The sequence below is a fragment of the Flintibacter sp. genome (assembly GCF_046973065.1).
Map to the genome: position 1 here is coordinate 11,277 of NZ_JBKVXZ010000046.1, position 17,427 is coordinate 28,703.

At 55.9% G+C, this 17,427-nt stretch carries 21 protein-coding genes; 17 read left to right on the forward strand and 4 right to left on the reverse strand.

What is annotated here, in order from left to right; all coding sequences use genetic code 11:
* The 6 genes from ACLTXB_RS14115 to ACLTXB_RS14140 all read left to right on the forward strand — a co-directional run.
* The coding region (locus tag ACLTXB_RS14115; protein WP_428227447.1) for a putative PEP-binding protein at positions 1 to 352 on the forward strand (352 nt) is incomplete at its 5' end.
* Positions 353 to 525: 173 nt separating this feature from the next.
* Positions 526 to 1,647 carry an ROK family transcriptional regulator gene (locus ACLTXB_RS14120; RefSeq protein ID WP_428227448.1) on the forward strand — a complete coding sequence of 374 codons (1,122 nt, stop codon included), beginning with the start codon at positions 526 to 528 and terminating at the stop codon, positions 1,645 to 1,647.
* Between the two features lie 177 nt (positions 1,648 to 1,824).
* Positions 1,825 to 2,880, forward strand: a complete 1,056-nt coding sequence (locus tag ACLTXB_RS14125; RefSeq protein ID WP_428227449.1) for an NAD(P)-dependent alcohol dehydrogenase — start codon at positions 1,825 to 1,827, stop codon at positions 2,878 to 2,880.
* Between the two features lies 1 nt (position 2,881).
* Positions 2,882 to 4,267, forward strand: coding sequence for an MFS transporter (locus ACLTXB_RS14130; protein WP_428227450.1), 1,386 nt, complete (start codon positions 2,882 to 2,884; stop codon positions 4,265 to 4,267).
* Positions 4,252 to 5,214 carry a carbohydrate kinase family protein gene (locus ACLTXB_RS14135; protein ID WP_428227451.1) on the forward strand — a complete coding sequence of 321 codons (963 nt, stop codon included), beginning with the start codon at positions 4,252 to 4,254 and terminating at the stop codon, positions 5,212 to 5,214. Before ACLTXB_RS14130 ends, ACLTXB_RS14135 begins: the two co-directional genes overlap by 16 nt.
* Positions 5,211 to 5,438 carry an HPr family phosphocarrier protein gene (locus ACLTXB_RS14140; RefSeq protein WP_428227452.1) on the forward strand — a complete coding sequence of 76 codons (228 nt, stop codon included), beginning with the start codon at positions 5,211 to 5,213 and terminating at the stop codon, positions 5,436 to 5,438. Before ACLTXB_RS14135 ends, ACLTXB_RS14140 begins: the two co-directional genes overlap by 4 nt.
* Positions 5,439 to 5,487: 49 nt before the next feature.
* Here the strand turns inward: ACLTXB_RS14140 and ACLTXB_RS14145 are convergent, their stop codons facing one another.
* Positions 5,488 to 6,468 (reverse strand): P1 family peptidase, encoded by a 981-nt coding sequence (locus ACLTXB_RS14145; RefSeq protein WP_428227453.1) that lies wholly within the window; start codon positions 6,466 to 6,468, stop codon positions 5,488 to 5,490.
* 267 nt (positions 6,469 to 6,735) lie between these two features.
* Here ACLTXB_RS14145 and ACLTXB_RS14150 point away from each other — a divergent pair, with 267 nt between their 5' ends.
* The 6 genes from ACLTXB_RS14150 to ACLTXB_RS14175 all read left to right on the forward strand — a co-directional run bounded on the left by ACLTXB_RS14150 (position 6,736) and on the right by ACLTXB_RS14175 (position 12,447).
* The gene (locus ACLTXB_RS14150) at positions 6,736 to 7,659 is read left to right on the forward strand and encodes a putative ABC transporter permease (RefSeq protein ID WP_428227454.1); all 924 of its coding nucleotides are present in this window, start codon (positions 6,736 to 6,738) and stop codon (positions 7,657 to 7,659) included.
* A 94-nt stretch (positions 7,660 to 7,753) separates the two neighbouring features.
* Positions 7,754 to 8,287: a DUF1836 domain-containing protein gene (locus ACLTXB_RS14155; protein ID WP_008980089.1), complete on the forward strand. Its 534-nt coding sequence runs from the start codon at positions 7,754 to 7,756 to the stop codon at positions 8,285 to 8,287.
* 35 nt (positions 8,288 to 8,322) lie between these two features.
* Complete coding sequence (locus ACLTXB_RS14160; protein ID WP_428227455.1) at positions 8,323 to 9,195, forward strand: DegV family protein; 873 nt, start codon at positions 8,323 to 8,325, stop codon at positions 9,193 to 9,195.
* Between the two features lie 224 nt (positions 9,196 to 9,419).
* Entirely contained in the window at positions 9,420 to 10,364 is a 945-nt protein-coding gene (gene prmA / locus ACLTXB_RS14165) for a 50S ribosomal protein L11 methyltransferase (protein WP_428227456.1), read from the forward strand.
* A 40-nt stretch (positions 10,365 to 10,404) separates the two neighbouring features.
* Positions 10,405 to 11,517, forward strand: a complete 1,113-nt coding sequence (locus ACLTXB_RS14170) for a metallophosphoesterase (RefSeq protein ID WP_428227457.1) — start codon at positions 10,405 to 10,407, stop codon at positions 11,515 to 11,517.
* A 12-nt stretch (positions 11,518 to 11,529) separates the two neighbouring features.
* Complete coding sequence (locus tag ACLTXB_RS14175; RefSeq protein ID WP_110441193.1) at positions 11,530 to 12,447, forward strand: DUF2156 domain-containing protein; 918 nt, start codon at positions 11,530 to 11,532, stop codon at positions 12,445 to 12,447.
* Positions 12,448 to 12,493: 46 nt separating this feature from the next.
* On the opposite strand, the gene ACLTXB_RS14180 is transcribed toward ACLTXB_RS14175, so the two are convergent.
* The 3 genes from ACLTXB_RS14180 to ACLTXB_RS14190 are packed head-to-tail and all read right to left on the reverse strand — an operon-like array spanning position 12,494 to position 15,128.
* Positions 12,494 to 13,696 carry an alginate O-acetyltransferase AlgX-related protein gene (locus ACLTXB_RS14180; protein ID WP_428227458.1) on the reverse strand — a complete coding sequence of 401 codons (1,203 nt, stop codon included), beginning with the start codon at positions 13,694 to 13,696 and terminating at the stop codon, positions 12,494 to 12,496.
* Between the two features lie 13 nt (positions 13,697 to 13,709).
* Positions 13,710 to 14,435, reverse strand: a complete 726-nt coding sequence (locus tag ACLTXB_RS14185) for an MBOAT family O-acyltransferase (protein ID WP_428227459.1) — start codon at positions 14,433 to 14,435, stop codon at positions 13,710 to 13,712.
* A 9-nt stretch (positions 14,436 to 14,444) separates the two neighbouring features.
* Positions 14,445 to 15,128 carry a hypothetical protein gene (locus ACLTXB_RS14190; RefSeq protein ID WP_428227460.1) on the reverse strand — a complete coding sequence of 228 codons (684 nt, stop codon included), beginning with the start codon at positions 15,126 to 15,128 and terminating at the stop codon, positions 14,445 to 14,447.
* Between the two features lie 257 nt (positions 15,129 to 15,385).
* On the opposite strand from ACLTXB_RS14190, the gene rplU reads away from it, so the two are divergent.
* From rplU to obgE, 5 genes are all read left to right on the forward strand, one after another.
* Positions 15,386 to 15,697: a 50S ribosomal protein L21 gene (gene rplU, locus ACLTXB_RS14195; RefSeq protein ID WP_008980082.1), complete on the forward strand. Its 312-nt coding sequence runs from the start codon at positions 15,386 to 15,388 to the stop codon at positions 15,695 to 15,697.
* A gap of 3 nt (positions 15,698 to 15,700) precedes the next feature.
* On the forward strand, positions 15,701 to 16,030 hold the full coding sequence (locus ACLTXB_RS14200) for a ribosomal-processing cysteine protease Prp (protein ID WP_008980081.1): 330 nt from the start codon (positions 15,701 to 15,703) through the stop codon (positions 16,028 to 16,030).
* A gap of 3 nt (positions 16,031 to 16,033) precedes the next feature.
* Positions 16,034 to 16,318, forward strand: coding sequence for a 50S ribosomal protein L27 (gene rpmA, locus ACLTXB_RS14205; protein ID WP_008980080.1), 285 nt, complete (start codon positions 16,034 to 16,036; stop codon positions 16,316 to 16,318).
* Positions 16,319 to 16,383: 65 nt separating this feature from the next.
* Positions 16,384 to 16,806, forward strand: coding sequence for a PPC domain-containing DNA-binding protein (locus ACLTXB_RS14210; protein ID WP_110441197.1), 423 nt, complete (start codon positions 16,384 to 16,386; stop codon positions 16,804 to 16,806).
* A gap of 12 nt (positions 16,807 to 16,818) precedes the next feature.
* On the forward strand, positions 16,819 to 17,427 hold a 609-nt coding region (obgE, locus tag ACLTXB_RS14215), incomplete at its 3' end, for a GTPase ObgE (protein ID WP_428227461.1).

Sequence of the window (17,427 nt, forward strand, 5' to 3'; positions counted from 1 at the left end):
CGAGTTCTTCTCCTTCGGCACCAACGACCTGACTCAGATGACCTTCGGCTTCTCCCGTGACGACGCCGGCAAGTTCCTGGACGCCTACTATGAGAAGAAGATCTACGAGTCCGATCCCTTCGCCCGTCTGGACCAGAACGGCGTGGGCCGTCTGGTGAAGATGGCTGCCAAGCTGGGCCGCGAGACCCGTCCCGACCTGAAGCTGGGCATCTGCGGCGAACACGGCGGCGATCCCTCCTCCGTGGAGTTCTGCCACGGCGTGGGTCTGGATTATGTGTCCTGCTCCCCCTTCCGTGTGCCCATCGCTCGTCTGGCTGCTGCTCAGGCTGCGATCAAGAACCCCCGCAAGTAAGAGTTTCTGCAATATATAAAAATCCGCCCTGGCTTCTACAGAGCCAGGGCGGATTTTTTATCTTAAGGCTTTGTATATACTATCCACTCCCCTTTCACCCGCTATTGTTTTTTTTTCAAAAAAGCGTTACTATAAAGTAACTACTTTATAAAATTAAAAAAGGATGCGTAGCTATGCGTACAACGCCTGCAAACAATATGGACGTGAAGCGGCTCAACCGCAGCAACACACTGCGTTGCTTGCTCCGCTGCGATAAAATCTCCCAGCCGGAACTGGCACAAAAATTAAAATTAAGCTGGCCCACTGTGCTGCAGAATGTCAAGGAGCTGACCGCTCTGGGTCTTGTTCAGGAGGTTGGAGCCTATGAATCCACCGGCGGCCGCAAAGCCAAGGCCTACGCGCCGGTAAGGGATGCCAAACTGGCGGTGGGTCTGGATATCACACAAAACCATGTGGGCCTTGTACTGGTAGATCTATCGGGAGAAATTCTCCGGTATACGCGAAAAAAACGGGTTTTCTCTCTTCAGGAAGATTATCTGGCATCACTGGGAAATTTATTGACCGATTTTCTGGAGGGCGGAGAAGGGGAAAAGCTGCTGGGGATTGGAGTTTCTCTGCCCGGTATTCTGGATGAGGCAGGAGAACGGCTGCTTTATTCCCATGCACTGGACATCTATGATGTGGAAACAAAGCGGTTCAGCCAGAACCTTCCCTACCCCTGTATTTTTTTAAACGACGCCAATGCCGCAGGCATGGCCGAGCTCTGGAACAACCCGGAAACTGAAAACCTGATTTATCTGTCCCTGAGCAATACAGTGGGTGGCGCCATCATCAACGGCGGCAAAATCTATACAGGGAATACTCTCAGGGCCGGCGAATTTGGCCATATGACTCTGGTACCCAATGGACGGCCCTGCTACTGCGGAAAAGTGGGGTGTCTGGATGCCTATCTCTCTGCCAAGGTACTCTCCTCCCATGCCGATGGGAACCTGGCGCAGTTTTTTGAGCGGCTGCGGGATCACGATAAGACAGCGACAGAGGTTTGGACAGAGTATCTGCAATATCTGGCCGTAGCCATCAACAACCTGAGCATGAGCTTTGACTGCGATGTGATTGCCGGCGGCTATGTAGGGGCTTTTCTGGATAAGTTTGGGGGACCTTTGCGGGAGATGCTGGCACAGCGGAACACCTTTGAGCACAGCGGCAGTTATCTAAAAGAGTGCTCTTTTAAACTGGAGGCTTCCGCCGTGGGGGCAGCCCTGTTGCAGGTAGAGCAATTTTTACAAGAGCTATAATCGGATCAGGCGATTCCTTCTCATGGGAATCGCCTGATTTTTTGCACAAATTCAGGCCATATAATTTAGGTTTTCCTCCAATCTTGTCCTCCTCCTATTGACTTCATCCCGCCCCGGTGTTTAAATATAGTCACTTAATAAAACACTTTATAAAAGTAATAAAATGGAGGAAGAGCTATGAATGGAGAAATGAATGTGGCCGTTATGGAGGGCATTGGGAAAATGGGTTATACCAAGCGCCCCATCCCCACCCCCAAGGCAAATGAGGTGTTGGTCAAGCTGGAGTATGTAGGCATCTGCGGCAGCGATATGCACTACTATGAGTCCGGTGCCATTGGAGACTATGTGGTAAAGCCTCCCTTTGTGCTGGGACATGAACCCGGCGGCGTGGTGGTAGAGGTCGGCGCGGATGTAAAGCACCTGAAGGTAGGAGACCGGGTGGCGCTTGAGCCTGGGAAAACCTGTGGGCACTGCGAATTCTGCAAAACCGGGCGTTATAATCTCTGTCCCGATGTGGTTTTCTTTGCCACTCCCCCGGTAGACGGTGTTTTCCAGGAGTATGTGGCCCACGAAGCCGCACTGTGCTTCAAGCTTCCTGACAACGTCTCCACCTTGGAGGGGGCTTTGATCGAGCCTCTGGCGGTGGGATTCCATGCGGCCAATCAGGGCGGTGCTCACGCCGGACAGACCGCAGTTGTGATGGGCGCGGGCTGCATCGGCCTGGTGACCATGATGGCGCTGAAAGCAGAGGGCGTCAGCAAAGTCTATGTGGTCGACATCATGCAAAAGCGGCTGGACAAGGCGCTGGAGCTAGGAGCCGATGGTGTCATCAACAGCAAAGAGCAAGACGCCGTGAAGGCTCTGCTGGAGAAGACAGGCGGCCGGGGATGCGACCTGGCGATTGAGACCGCGGGAACGGAATTCACCACTCGTCAGTGCATTCAGATGACTAAAAAGGGAGCCACCATTGTGCTGGTAGGCTACTCCAAGAGCGGTGAATTGACTCTGCCGATCAGCCTGGCCCTGGATAAGGAGCTGACCTTCAAGACGGTGTTCCGTTACCGCCACATCTATCCTATGGCCATTGAGGCTGTGGCAGCCGGGAAGGTCAATCTCAAAGGTATCGTAACCAATATCTTTGACTTCGATGATATCCAAAACGCTATGGATCAAAGCATTGCGGACAAGGCCAACATTGTAAAAGCTGTGGTCCGGATCGGGAAGGAGTGCTGACATGGAAACCAGTCAGGAAACCAATATCAAAGTTCCCTTTATCAGCAAGCTGGCGTATGGCTTTGGCGATGTGGGCTGCAATTTCAGCTGGATGTTTGTTGGCAATTTCCTGATGATCTTCTATACAGACGTCTGCGGCATCTCTATGGCCACCGTCTCTACTCTGATGCTGGTCTCCCGGTTCTGGGACGCCATCAATGACCCGCTGATCGGTTCTCTGAGTGACCGCACCAAGAGCCGCTGGGGCCGCTACCGTCCCTGGCTTCTCATTGGCGCACCCTTGACAGCCCTTGTGCTGGTACTGACCTTTTGGGCGCATCCCACCTGGTCCGACTCTTCCAAAACCATATACATGTATATTACTTACTGCATTTTGGTCCTGGGGTACACCTGCGTGAACATCCCTTACGGAACTCTGTGTGGCGCACTGACCCAGAATATTGAGCAGCGGGCGCAGATCAACACCTCCCGCTCCGTATGCGCCATGATCGCCATCAACATTATCAACATGATCACCCTGCCCCTGATCGCTCTGTTCGGCAAGGGAGATCAGGCCCGGGGTTATCTTCTGCTCACCATTCTCTACGGCAGTATTTTTACCGCTTGCCACTGGTTCTGTTTTGCCAAAACAAAAGAGGTCGTCTATCCCCCCACAAAGGAAAAAATCCCTCTGGCTACACAGTTGAAAGCCGCCCTCCAGAACCGGCCCTATTTGATTGCTCTGGTCGGTCAGTTTCTGTTTGGCATCACCCTATACGGAAGGAATGCCGACCTGCTGTACTACTTTAAGTACGTGGAGGGGGACGAAGGCCTGTTCACCGTATACTCCATGCTTCTGATGATCCCTTCCATTCTGGGCGCAGGGGCCTTCCCCTTTGTGTTCCGCTGGCTGGGCAACAAGGGCCGCACCGCTTCGGTGTTTGCCGCAGGTACCGGCGCTGCCATGTTTGTCATGTACTTCTTCAGTGCAACCACCAGCCCCATTCCCTTCTACGGTCTGGCCGCCCTGTCCCAATTCTTTTTCTGCGGCTTCAATACCGCCATTTACGCCATTGTTCCCGACTGTGTCGAATACGGCGAATGGAAAACCGGCATTCGCAATGACGGATTCCAATATGCCTTTGTCTCTTTGGGAAACAAAGTAGGCATGGCCATCGGCACCTCTTTGCTGGCCGGGGTGCTTGGAAATTTGGGCTTCGTGGCCAATCAATCTCAGAACATTGCCGTGCAGTCCGCAATACATCACGCTTTCTCCACCATCCCCGGCTTGCTGTGGATCGTGACCGCGGTGGTCCTGTTCTTCTATCAAATCAATAAAAACTCCTATAATCGGATCATTGCAGAATTAGGCGCAAAGAAAGGGGCGGAAACATGTTCGACCTTGTAAGTCTGGGAGAGATTCTCATTGATTTCACCCCCAGCGGCACCACCGAGCAGGGGATTCCCCTCTTTGCCCAAAATCCCGGCGGCGCGCCTGCCAACGTGCTTGCTATGAACAGCAAGCTGGGAGGCAGCTCTGCCTTCTTGGGAAAGGTAGGCCCGGATCACTTTGGGGCCTATCTGGAACATACCCTAAAATGCCACGGCATCGACACTTCCGGTCTGACAGTGGATGAGGAGATCCCCACCACGCTGGCCTTCGTTCATCTGGATGAAACCGGTGACCGCTCGTTCACCTTCTACCGCAAACCCGGCGCTGATCTTCGGCTGACCTGGACTGAGGTAAAAAAAGAACTGATCGATGCGTGCAAGATCTTTCACTTCGGCTCTGTGTCCCTGACCGATGATCCCTGCCGCACTGCCGCATTGGAAGCGGCTTTTTATGCCAAGTCCCATGGGAAAATTGTCAGTTTTGACCCCAACTACCGTCCGGTTCTCTGGAAAGATCCCCACTCGGCTCACCAATGGATTGCCAAAGGCATCTCCTTAGCTGATATTTTAAAGGTCTCTGAGGAAGAGATGCTGCTGATGACAAATCAATCCGACCCGGCGCTCGGCTCCCAAATCCTGCTGGATCAGGGACCGAAAGCGGTTTTTGTGACGCTGGGTGAGCATGGCTCTTACTACCGCAGCCAGAGCTGCCACGGCCTGTGTCCCGCCGCTCGGGTAAACACCATCGACACCACCGGAGCCGGGGATGCTTTTATGGGCGCCGTGCTGTGGCAAATGAGGGATTTGACTCTGGAGGAAATTTCCGCCATGGATTTGCGTGAAATCGTCTCCTTTGCAAACGCCGCCGGCACTCTGACTACCACCCGCAGCGGCGCGATCCCTGCCCTCCCCTCCTTGGAGGAAATACAGCACTTTAAAAACAATCAGGAGATGCCCCTATGAAAGTCATTCCCATTCAGCTGACACAGGTCAGCCAGGTCCGGGACTTTGTCAATCTTACCGTCAAATACCCCTTTGACATTGACTTGGTTTCCGGGCGGTATACCGTAGACGCCAAATCTCTGCTTGGAATTTACAGCCTGGATTTAAGCACCCCATTGAAGGTCGTCATTTACAGCGATGATACCGCACAATTGGAAGCAGAACTTGCTCCATTCACGGTATAACAGAGAAAGCCCCCGGCTCTGCTTCCAGAGCCGGGGGCTTCACTGCATCTCATCCATTTTCTTTTTTGCCGGGCAGCGCATCCCACCCCATCAGGCCATAGGCGGATTTTGCGCTGTAAACAGCCCGGCGGATCGCATGTTCCATGGCGCGGGCGGCCATGGCTCCCACCAGGTTCAAATCTCCGGATACGTCTCCCAGCGACAGGGCGTAGATACTGTCTCCGTCTGCCGTGGTATGCACGGGGCGGATTGCCCGGGCATAGCCGTTGTGGGTCATACCGGCAATTTTGGTCAGCTGCGTTTTATGGAACGCTGCGTTGGTGACCACCACGCCCAGGGTAGTATTTCCGGTGAAAAGATTCTCCTTTCCTTCCGCATCGGAAAACATCTCTTCCAGCGTGTTGGACAGGCCGGTTTTCTCCTGATTCAAAAGTCCTGCCATGGGCTCTCCATCCGCTCCGTACACGTCTCCCAAGGCATTCACCGCTACCAGGGCTCCTACCTTCAAATCACCAGTCTGGAAGGCACAGGTTCCAAAGCCGGACTTCATAGCCCGAGCTATCCCCCGGTACTTTCCAATGGAACAGCCGGTCCCAGCTCCTACATTACCCTCGGCAGGAGCTTCATAAGAGGCATTTTCACAGGCTTCATAGGCCATAGCCCCTGTGGGACGTACATCTTTGCTTCCCACCACCAGATCAAACAGACAGGACTGACTGACCAGCGGAACCTTGGTCACACCCACATCAAAGCCAATATCCCGCTCCTCCAGATACTTCTGGACTCCGCCTGCCGCATCCAGGCCAAAAGCGCTGCCTCCGGATAGAAGCACGGCATTGATTCCTTCCGCCGCAGCCACCGGATTTAAAATCTGGGATTCCCGGGAAGCCGGTCCTCCTCCCCGGACATCCAATCCGGCCGGACTCATCCGGTCACAGAGAATCACGGTACATCCGGTAGCGGCCTGCACATCCTGAGCGTGGCCCACCCGAAAGCCGCCGACCTCCATAATTCCGATTTCCTTTAACATAAGCAGCACCTCCTGGAATGAGATCTGTTGGAATGTGATACGAATGTACTTCATTTTCCAGTGCTTGTCAAGGAAGCTCTCCCTCCCTCTTATGATGGTTTCCAGTCTTGGAGCAATCCCCGTCGTTCCACCAACGAGCAAGGATCTGTGTGCCCTTCATATTAAGCTTTCCATGGAATACTGGACTTTTTTACTAAAAAGAGGTATACTTCAATGAATATTGTTTTGGCCGGGTCCGTTTGATCTATCTATGTGTTGGAGGTTTTTATGTATCTTCTCCTCTGGATTTTCTTTGTTTATGCCTTTCTGGGCTGGTGTACAGAGGTCAGCTTTGCAGCCCTGACCTCAGGCCGCTTTGTAAACCGCGGCTTTCTTAACGGTCCGGTGTGCCCCATTTACGGCGTGGGCGTCGTGATCGTACTCTTCTTTTTGGACCCGCTGCGCGGCAACACCTTTTTGCTGTTTCTCGGCTCGGTGCTGCTCACCTCCCTGCTGGAGTGGGTCACCGGCTTTGTCTTGGAAAAAATCTTCCATCAGCGCTGGTGGGACTACTCCAATGAGCCCTTTAACCTGGGAGGATACATCTGCCTGCGTTTCTCTATTGCCTGGGGTCTGGCCTGTCTGTTTGTGGTGGAGATCATCCATCCCTCCATTCTCTGGCTGATTCACCTGATTCCGCACACCCTGGGCCTGGTCCTGCTGGCTTTGTTTTCTGCCGGGATGCTGGTCGATCTGGCTGCCACCGTGCGTACCATCGCCCGCATGAACCGGCAGCTCACTCAGCTGGATGAATTGGCTGGCCGCATCAAGGCACTCTCCAATGAACTGGGTGAAAACCTGGCTGAGCGGGTCATCGATGCAGCGGAACTGGGCAGCGGACTGCGAGAGGACATTCAGGAGAACCTTGAGGATGCAAAGGATGTCCTGGCCCAGCGCCGGGAAGACCTTCAGGATAGCTTGGAGGATATGAAGGAGTCCCTTGCCGCGCGGCGTATGCAATACCAGATGGATCAGGCCGAGCGGCTGGAGCAGCGCCAGCGCGACTTGGCTGAACTGCGCACCAAGCTGGAGGCGGTGATGGCCCGTCCTATCTTTGGTCAGCGCCGTCTGATGCGCGCCTTCCCCAAGATGCGTTCCACTACCCACGCCCAGGCTTTGGAGCGTCTGCGCCAGCGGATGGAGAAACGCTGAGTTCCCCCTGCGGAATGTAATATTCCATATTATATTTGTCTTTTTCTCCTCTTTGTGATAGCATAATGGTAATTACACCAAAGGAGGCCTTTTCATGGAAGAATTGCTGGACTTAAAGCAGCGCCTGGAGGGCCAGCGTCCCGCTTCCTGGCAGGAACTGCCTGATATTGCGCTGTATATGGACCAGATCATTTCCTATATGCCCCGGCAGCTGATCCACTTTGACGAAGGGGAGGCTCTCACCTCCGCCATGGTCAACAACTATATCAAGGAGGGGCTGGTCCCCCGGGCAGACGGCAAACGCTATGGTCCCATTCATTTGGGATATCTTACCGCCGTCTCCGCGCTGAAAAAGATTCTCTCCGTGCGGGATACCGGGATTCTGCTGGCCGCCGGACAGGCCCGCAACAAAACGCCGGAGGAGCTGTATACCTACTTCTGCGCCGCGCTGGACCGGGCATTGGCAGATACCGCAGATACCATCGATGAAAACGCTACCCGGGAGGATCTGCCCAGACTGGCTCTGGACCTGGCTTTGCGCAGTTACGCCAATCAGCTGGCCTGCGCCCGTATTTTGGATATTCTTCAGCCCCCCCACTCGGAGTCGCCGAAAAAGGGGAAAAAATGATCCTGTATCTATAACATCTGTAAGGAGGTTTTCATATGTCTGGATTTGTTTTGGTCACTGATTCTTCCGCCGACCTCAGCGAAGAGATGGCCCAGGCAATCCGCGTTCCTGTCCTCCCCCTTCGCTTTACCATTCAGGGACAAACCTACCGCAACTACCCCGATAATCGGGAGATGGACCCGGCTTTGTTTTATGATATGCTGCGGGCGGGCGAGCTGGCCACCACCGCCGCCCTCAATCCCAATGATTTCGAGGAGGAACTGGAGCCCTACCTGAAAGATGGCAAGGATATTTTGATCCTGGCCTTCTCCTCCGGACTGTCTACTACCTTCAACTCCTCCCGCCTGGCCGTGGAGGAATTGCAGGAAAAGTATCCCCAGCGGAAGATTTACACCGTAGATACCCTCTGTGCCTCCATGGGACAGGGTCTGCTGGTGTGGCTGGCTGCCCAGAAGCGGGATGCCGGCGCTTCCATTGAAGAGGTACGGGACTGGGTGGAGGAAAACAAGTTCCACCTGTGCCACCAGTTTACAGTGAGCGACCTTCACTTTCTCAAGCGCGGCGGACGGATCTCCGCTACCACTGCGGTGGTGGGTTCTATGCTACAGATCAAGCCGGTGCTTCATGTCGATGACGAAGGTCACCTCATCAACATCGGCAAGGCCCGTGGCCGCAACGCTTCTTTGAAGGCTCTGGTGGACAAGATGGAGAAAACGGTCACCGAAGAGGGCAAGAAAACCGTCTTTATCAGCCACGGCGACTGCCTCAAGGATGCGGAGCTGGTGGCTGACATGGTCTGGGAGCGCTTTGGCACCGAGGATATTCACATCAATTATGTTGGCCCGGTCATCGGCGCCCATTCCGGCCCCGGTACCCTGGCCCTGTTCTATCTGGGCACCGTCCGCTAAACCGCTTTCTTGAAAGAAAGCTTGGCAAAGAACTTCCTGCGAAACTTTGTTTCGCTTCTGCGCTTGCCTGAAAGGCATCTGAGTTGTAAAATTAGGTGCCCATCTCAATCATAGATAACATACAGCGTGAAATATAATTTCACGCATGGAAAATTTTTGCCCCGCTTTTTCGAAAAAGCGGGCGGGGTCCAGGGGCGGTGCCCCTGGCGGAAAGGAAGAAACACATGGCAGACACAAAGTGGCTGGAGATTGCCGTCAACACCACCCCCGACCGGCTGGACGAGGTGACGGCCAAGCTAACCGCCGCCGGAATGGCCGGACTGGTCATTGAGGACGAGGCGGAGTTCCAGCAGTTTTTGGAGCAGAACCGGCAGTACTGGGACTATGTGGACCAGGAGCTGCTAGACGGCATGAAGGGAGTTACCCGGGTCAAGTTCTACGTCACCGACGACACCGACGGCCGCGCTCAGCTGACGCAGTACACCCATGGTCTGGACTGCGAGTACACGGTGACTCCTCTCAGCGACAACGACTGGGCCTACAGCTGGCAGAAGTACTACAAGCCTCTCTCCATCGGTGAGCGGCTGTATGTTGTTCCTCAGTGGGAGAAAGAGAATCCTGTCCCCGACGGCCGGGTCCCCTTCTATCTCAATCCCGGTCTCACCTTTGGCACCGGTTCCCACGCCTCTACTCAGCTGTGTCTGGAGGGTGTGGAGGCCCACACCAAGGCCGGAGACGCCGTTCTGGACCTGGGCTGCGGCAGCGGCATTTTGTCCATTGCCACCCTGGTGCTGGGCGCAAGCCACGCCCTGGCGGTGGACATCGACCCCAAGGCAGTAGATGTGGCCTATGAAAACGCCGCCCTCAACGCCATTGGCAAGGATCGCTACACGGTTCGGGCCGGAGACGTGCTCAGTGATGCCGCTCTGGCCGCTGAGATTGCTCAGCAGCGCTACCCTCTGGTGTTGGCCAACATTGTTGCCGACGTCATCATCCCCCTGTCCGCCCAGATGCCCAACCTGCTGACAGAGGACGGGATCTTCCTGTGCTCCGGCATCATTGATACCCGGGCACATGAGGTGGAGGCCGCACTGGCCAAGAACGGTCTGAAGATTACCCGGAAGCGTGAGAAGAACGGCTGGGTCGCCCTTGAGGCCGTATTGGCGTAATTCTTTACTCAAATGATCGTCTGAACGGGGGGAAGCATCCGTGTCACAAAATGCTATCATTATCCATCCGGAGTTTGCCCCTGGGCGTCGTATTCTGGCTGTCAGCGACATCCACGGCAATCTGTCCTTCTTCCAGCACCTGTTGGAGAAGGTCTCCTTCTCCCCTGATGACATTCTGGTCCTGGTGGGAGACATGCTGGAAAAAGGGCCGGACAGTTTGGGACTGCTGCGCTATATTGTGCAGCTGTGTAAAACCCACACCGTCTACCCTCTGTGTGGAAACTGCGACGGTCTGGTGCTCAATTTCTTTGAGACGGACTCCCTGGACGAGAGCTTTTTCTCCCGCTACCTTCCTCAGCACCCGGAGAGCTGCATTTTTCAGATGGCCCGGGAGGCAGGCTATGACGGTGATCCCACCGACCTGCCCCGTCTGCGCCAGACGCTACGCGCGGCCTTTCCCCAGGTGCGGGAGTGGTTGGCCAAGCTGCCCACCATTTTGGAGACGGAGCACCTGGTATTCGTCCATGGCGGCGTTCCCTCGCTGGAGCATATGGAGCAGCTCAACCGCTGGCGGTGCATGAAAAACGACGACTTCCGCGGGCAGGGACACTCCTTCGAGAAATACGTCATTGTGGGTCACTGGCCGGTGACTCTCTACCATGAGCACATCCCCAGCGCCGCCCCCATCTTTGATTGGGACCGGAAGATCATTTCCATTGACGGCGGCTGCGTCTTGAAGATCGATGGCCAGCTCAATGCCCTGATTCTCCCCTCAGAAGACGCTCAGAACTTCACTTGGCAGGCGTGGGATGGTCTGCCGGTATACAAAGCCCTGGACGCGCAGGAGCCCTCCCGCGACTCGATAAACATCCGCTGGGGCCGCTCCGATCTGGAGCTTTTGGAGGCGGGAGAGGAATTTTCCCGCTGCCGCCATCTGGAGACCGGACGGGAGCTTGACATTCTCAACTCCTACCTGCGCCATACCGGAGAGCGGCTGTGGTGTGAGGACTCTACCGATTACCATCTGCCTGTGACTCCAGGCGACTCTCTGTCCCTGGTGGCCAGGACCAGCCGGGGCTATCTGATGAAAAAAAACGGCGTCACCGGCTGGTATTTCGGCCGTCTGGCGGACAAACTAGGAAAAACAAAATGAGGATTTAAATTTATGCTGGAATTTCACCCCCTGCAACTGGAAGATCTGCCCAAACTGCGGGACTTTTTCGCTTACAGCGGAAGCCGTATCTGTGACACCACCCCCGGCACCGTGTTTATGTGGCGGGACATGTACCACACCGAGTGGGCTGTCCACGACGGCTCGCTGTACTTCAAAGTGGACTACCCCGGCCTGGGTCCCACCTTTACCCTCCCCCTGGGAGGCGGCCGGCCGGAGCACTACCGCCAGATCGCCGGCTACTGCTGCCGGCGGGGCATGCCCATCTCCTTCTACCCCGTCCCCAAGGACGAGCTGGACCGTCTGCAAACCGCATTTCCCAACTCGGCAGCCATCCCCACCCGGGACGCTTATGACTACCTGTATCGGGCGGAGGATCTCCAGTTCTTCCGTGGCAAAAAGCTCAGCGGTCAGCGCAACCACGTCAACAAATTTTTGAAAACCTATGGCAACTGGTCCTTCCGGGTCATTACCCCGGAGGATCTGCCCGCAGTGGGAGCCTTCCTGGACCGCTATGCCGCCGGAGTAGACAAACCCTCCGCCTCCTTCCACGAGGATCTGGCCAAGACCCGGGAGGTTCTGGGCAACTACACCACCTACGACATGCTGGGCGGTATGCTGCTGGTGGAGGGCGAGATCGTGGGCTTCTCCCTGGGCGAGATTGTGGGAGACACTCTGTTTACCCACATTGAAAAGGCAGACCGGGACTACCAGGGCTGCTATCAGATGCTGGTGGCTCAGTTCGCCCAGCAGTTTGCCCAGGACGGAGTCCACTTTATCAACCGCGAGGACGACGCCGGCGACCCTGGCCTGCGCAAGAGCAAGCTGTCCTACCATCCGGTAACTCTCCTGGAGAAGTACCTGGTCACGGTGGACGAGCCCTGCAAGTTCTGTGACTGCGAAGATACCTGATTGATAAAACAGAGGCGGCCTAAAATAGGCCGCCTCTGTTCACGTATTAAGGCTGAATTTCAAAGGGAGAACCATTGTAGTCGGTGGACAGCAGCGATTCATAGTCGCGGATGCCCACCACCACGTCAGGCTGGTACAGGGCAATATAATCCGCCAGCGTCATATCCTTATAGTGGCGCAGGTCAATGGTGCGCATCTCATCAAAGCTGTAATACATCAACCCCTCCACCGGGTTGGTAAAGCTGTCTCCGTAGATGAGCAGGGAGGGCAGCTCATCCCGGCCGGTATCAATGACCGTTTCTGCGATGTCGCCCCCCATATAGGCCGCGTAGGCCACCTCATCGGTGTCATTGCCCGGCAGCGTATATACAGTGGCCGGCACCTCCTGGCCGTTGTCCGTCCGGGAAAAGGGAATGGGCTGGGACGGCAGGCCAATCTCCAGCTTCTCATCCGTCTCCCATAGTCCAAACACCTTCCGTGCCCGAGAGCCCAGGTAGGGATTGGGCAGGGTCTCCCGCACCAGGCTGTCCTCGTCCAGCACAGTGAGAGAGTGGTCAAAGTCCTGGTTGATCCGCTCCAGAATAGCCAGATAGGTGGCGTAAGCTCCGCCAAAGGTGTAGTGGTAGTCCACGGTGGAGTAATATTCCGGCGGGTTGCCCTGCTGTGCCAGAATTTCTCCCATTTCAATCAAAGTGACTCCCTGCTCCTCCATAGCCTGCTGGAACGCGGGGATCTCCAGGTCGGTATAGGTCGCCCGGTTATTTAAAAAGTCGGAATGCGTCTCTTCAAAATAGGTGTACTGGCCGGGCACCGCCACATAGTAGAACTTCCCGCCGTAGCTCTCCACCACATCCCGAAGCGCTCCCAGCTGCCCAGCCATGGCATCGGCCTGCTGCTGGATCAGCTCCGGGTCCGGCGTCTCATAGGGGTTCCAGCTCAGCAGCATCCCCTCCGCCGGAATGACCTGATTGACCACCGGACGATGAAACAGCTCCATGTCCATCCATGCAGACAGCTTCAGCAGGGTATTGCGCCCGGCGGCGTGGTCCTGAAGGGTGGGTTCTACACTGTTAGCAAAGGTTCCGTCCCACAGAGTCTGGGGCGTAAGCTCCTCCATTTGGGCCAGAGTGCGGTTTTCATAGTAGGACCAGCCACCTTGGGGTTTTCCCAGAGTGATAACCATAGCCGCCGCCAGAAAGCCTGCAAAGGCGAGGACAAGCACAATATTTGCAATTTTCTTTTGTTTCATCGTGCTGCCCTCCTCAGAATTGGAAGTAGATGAACGGGTTGAAGGAGCTGGTGACCAGTTTCAGATAGGACAGCCCCAACAGCCCCAGAGCCAGTCCCTTGGGCGCCCAGATGAGGATGGTCTGCCCCAGGTTCCCACCCTGCCTCAGCTTCTCCTGGAGCCAGCCCTTCACCGGCAGGCTGGCCACGATGGCCAGCAGCCACTCCGGCCAGTACTCCAGCAGATAATAGGCTGCCTGACCGTCCTGGGCTAGTCCGGTGGTCTGGCCAAACATGGCACCCAGATAGGCCCAGGCCTGGGGCAGATCCACACTGCGGAACAGCACCCAGCTAATGACCACTGCCAGCATCGTATAGCCGTGGCGCACCAACGCGGGCGTCTTGTTCAGCACACCGCCCCACAAGAACTTCTCGCCCAGCAGCAGCAGGCAGAACCACACGCCCCACAAAATAAAGGTCCAGGCCGCCCCGTGCCACAGGCCGGTAAGCAGCCACACCACAGTAATATTGCGCACATGCTTCCACTTCACACAGCGGTTGCCTCCCAAGGGGATATACACATAGTCCCGAAACCAGGTGGACAGGGAGATATGCCAGCGCCGCCAGAACTCGGTGACGCTTTGGGAGATGTAGGGGTAGTTAAAGTTCTCCAGAAAGTGGAACCCGAACATGCGGCCCAGGCCAATGGCCATGTCCGAATAGGCAGAGAAATCAAAGTAGATCTGGAAGGTATGGGCCAAGGCTCCTACTCAGGATAACCCTGGGTCCAGGTTGGCCGCGGTCTGGTTGAAGACCCCATCGGCGATCTGTCCCATGGCGTTGGCAATAACCATCTTTTTGGCCAATCCAAAGCAGAAGCGGGTCACTCCGGCGGCAAACTCGTCCAGGGTCTCCCGCCGATGGGTGATGTCCTCCATCACCGTGGTGTAGCGCACAATGGGGCCCGCCACCAACTGTGGAAAGAGGGCTACATACAGCGCTACATCTAGAGGATTTTTCTGGGTGGGCGCATCGCCCCGGTAAACGTCGATCACATAGCTGAGCCCCTGGAAGGTGAAAAATGAGATTCCAATGGGCAGGGTGATATGGGGTACCGGAATGGCAAAACCCAGGTCACAGATAGTCTGGGCCAGAAAGCCGGCATATTTGAACCAGCCCAGTAGTCCAAGGCCCAGAACTGCCGCAAACCACACACCGAATTTGGCTAAGGCCGGATGGTCTCTCCGCCCGGCCATCAAACCGCCCAAGTAGTTGACCAAAATGGATGCCACCATCAACAAAACCAGCTGATGGGCGCCCCACTGGTAGAAAAACAGGCTGAAGGCCAGCAGCACCAAATTGCGCAGCCACCGCACCTTGGCCGGAATAATAAAATAGATCACCAGCAAGCACGGCAAAAAGCCCAGCAGAAATTCCAAACTGCTGAAAACCATGGCATTTCCCCCTCATTTCTCTGCACCCGGCTCTTTAAGACAAAAAGAACGGGCAATCAGCTATTAGTGTACCCGATTCTTCCAATTTCGTCAAATCCTTCCCTTCCGTTTTTTCTCTTTTTTCAAGATTTTTTGTCCAAAATCTCTTGACAAGCCCATATCCCACTGATATACTTTTAGAGCCGCTTTGAGTAGGTCTTCAAATGGGTCAGACCCATGCCTAGGAGAGCGAGCCCGTAATAAAGGAGTTGAATTTCATGCAGGCTATTATCGTAACCGGCGGCAAGCAGTATAAGGTGGCTCAGGGTGACACCCTGTTCATCGAGAAGCTGGAGGCCGAGGCTGGCGCCGAGATCACCTTCGATCAGGTTCTGGCTATTCTGAACGAGGACAAGGCTACCTTCGGCGCTCCCACCGTGGAGGGCGCTTCCGTGGTTGCCACCGTGGTGAAGAACGGCAAGGGCAAGAAGATCCGCGTCTTCAAGTACAACCCCAAGAAGGGTTACCGCAAGCGTCAGGGTCACCGTCAGCCCTACACCAAGGTGCAGATCAGCGCCATCAACGCCTGATTTATGACCACCGTAACATTCCATACCGCGGGCGAGCGCATCACTGGATTTACCGTCCAGGGACACAGCGGCTTTGCCCCGGAGGGAGAGGACATCGTCTGTGCCGCCATCACCAGCGCTGTGCGTTTGGTAGAATGCGCCGTGAACGACGTGCTGGGGCTTGAAGCCTCGGTCAAGGTGCGGCAGAAAGATGCGTCCATTCAATTAAAGCTTCCCGGCGGCCTGAGTGAGGCCAATGAGAGCACGTGTCAGACCCTTCTGACCGCCCTCATGGTACACTTTGTGGCCTTGGCCGAGGAATATCCCGACCATATTACCGTCTTGGAGGTGTAACTTATGCTGAATATCGGTTTGCAGTTCTTCGCCCACAAGAAGGGCGTTGGCTCCACCCGTAACGGCCGCGACTCCCAGGCTAAGCGTCTGGGCGTGAAGCGTGGCGACGGTCAGTTCGTTCTGGCCGGCAACATTCTGGTCCGTCAGCGCGGCACCCACATCCACCCCGGTGTGAACGTGGGCAAGGGCAGCGACGACACCCTGTTTGCTCTGAAGTCTGGCAAGGTGAAGTTCGAGCGCCTGGGCAAGGATCGTAAGCAGGTCTCTATCGTGGAGATCGCTCAGTAATTTTGCTGAACAAAGCCGCAAACGAGTCTCGTTTGCGGCTTCTTTTTTGGAAAGGAGGTCCATTTATGGAGTATCGGAAATTTGATCAGGGCTATGTCCTGCGCCTGGACCCGGGCGAGGAAGTCGTGAGCTGTCTCACCCGTCTGGTGGAGCAGGAACAGGTCCAACTGGGCTGCGTATCTGCTCTGGGTGCCGCCAACGACGTTACCATCGGTATCTTTGACACCACGGAAAAACAGTACCACGCCCGCCGCTGTCAGGGCCAGTTTGAGATCTCCGCCCTGGTGGGGAATGTGACCCGGAAGGACGGGGAACCCTATCTCCACCTGCATATCACCTTTGGAAACCCGGTCACCGGGGAGGTATATGCCGGGCACCTGACCTCCTGCACCATCAGCGCCACGCTGGAGCTCTTTCTCCAGGTCTGGGACGGCCAAGTGGGCCGCGCCTTCAGCGATACCGTGGGGCTGAACCTACTGAATTTTTAAAGGAGGACCGCTATGGCAGCACCTTTTGTAGATACCGCCCGTATTACTGTCCGCTCCGGCAACGGCGGCAACGGCGTGGTTTCCTTCCACCGGGAAAAATATGTGGCCGCCGGCGGCCCTGACGGAGGCGACGGCGGTCAGGGCGGCAATGTGGTGGTAGTCATCGACGACAACATGTCCACCCTGATGGATTTCCGTTATAAGCGCAAGTATGTGGCGGCCAACGGCATGGACGGCGGCGGCAAGCGCTGCACCGGCCGCAACGGCGCCGATCTCACCCTTCGTGTCCCCCGTGGTACCATTATCCGGGACGCGGAGACCAAGGAGATCATCTGTGATATGTCCCAGACCCAGACCCAGTCCTTCGTCCTGTGCAAGGGCGGTCGGGGCGGCTGGGGCAACCAGCACTTTGCTACCCCCACCCGGCAGGTCCCCCGCTTTGCCAAGGCGGGCCTGCCCGGTCAGACCCGGGACGTGATCCTGGAGCTGAAGCTGCTGGCCGATGTGGGTCTGGTGGGCTTCCCCAACGTGGGCAAGTCCACTCTGCTCAGCGTGGTCAGCCGCGCCCAGCCCAAGATCGCCAACTACCACTTCACCACCCTCTTCCCCAACTTGGGCGTG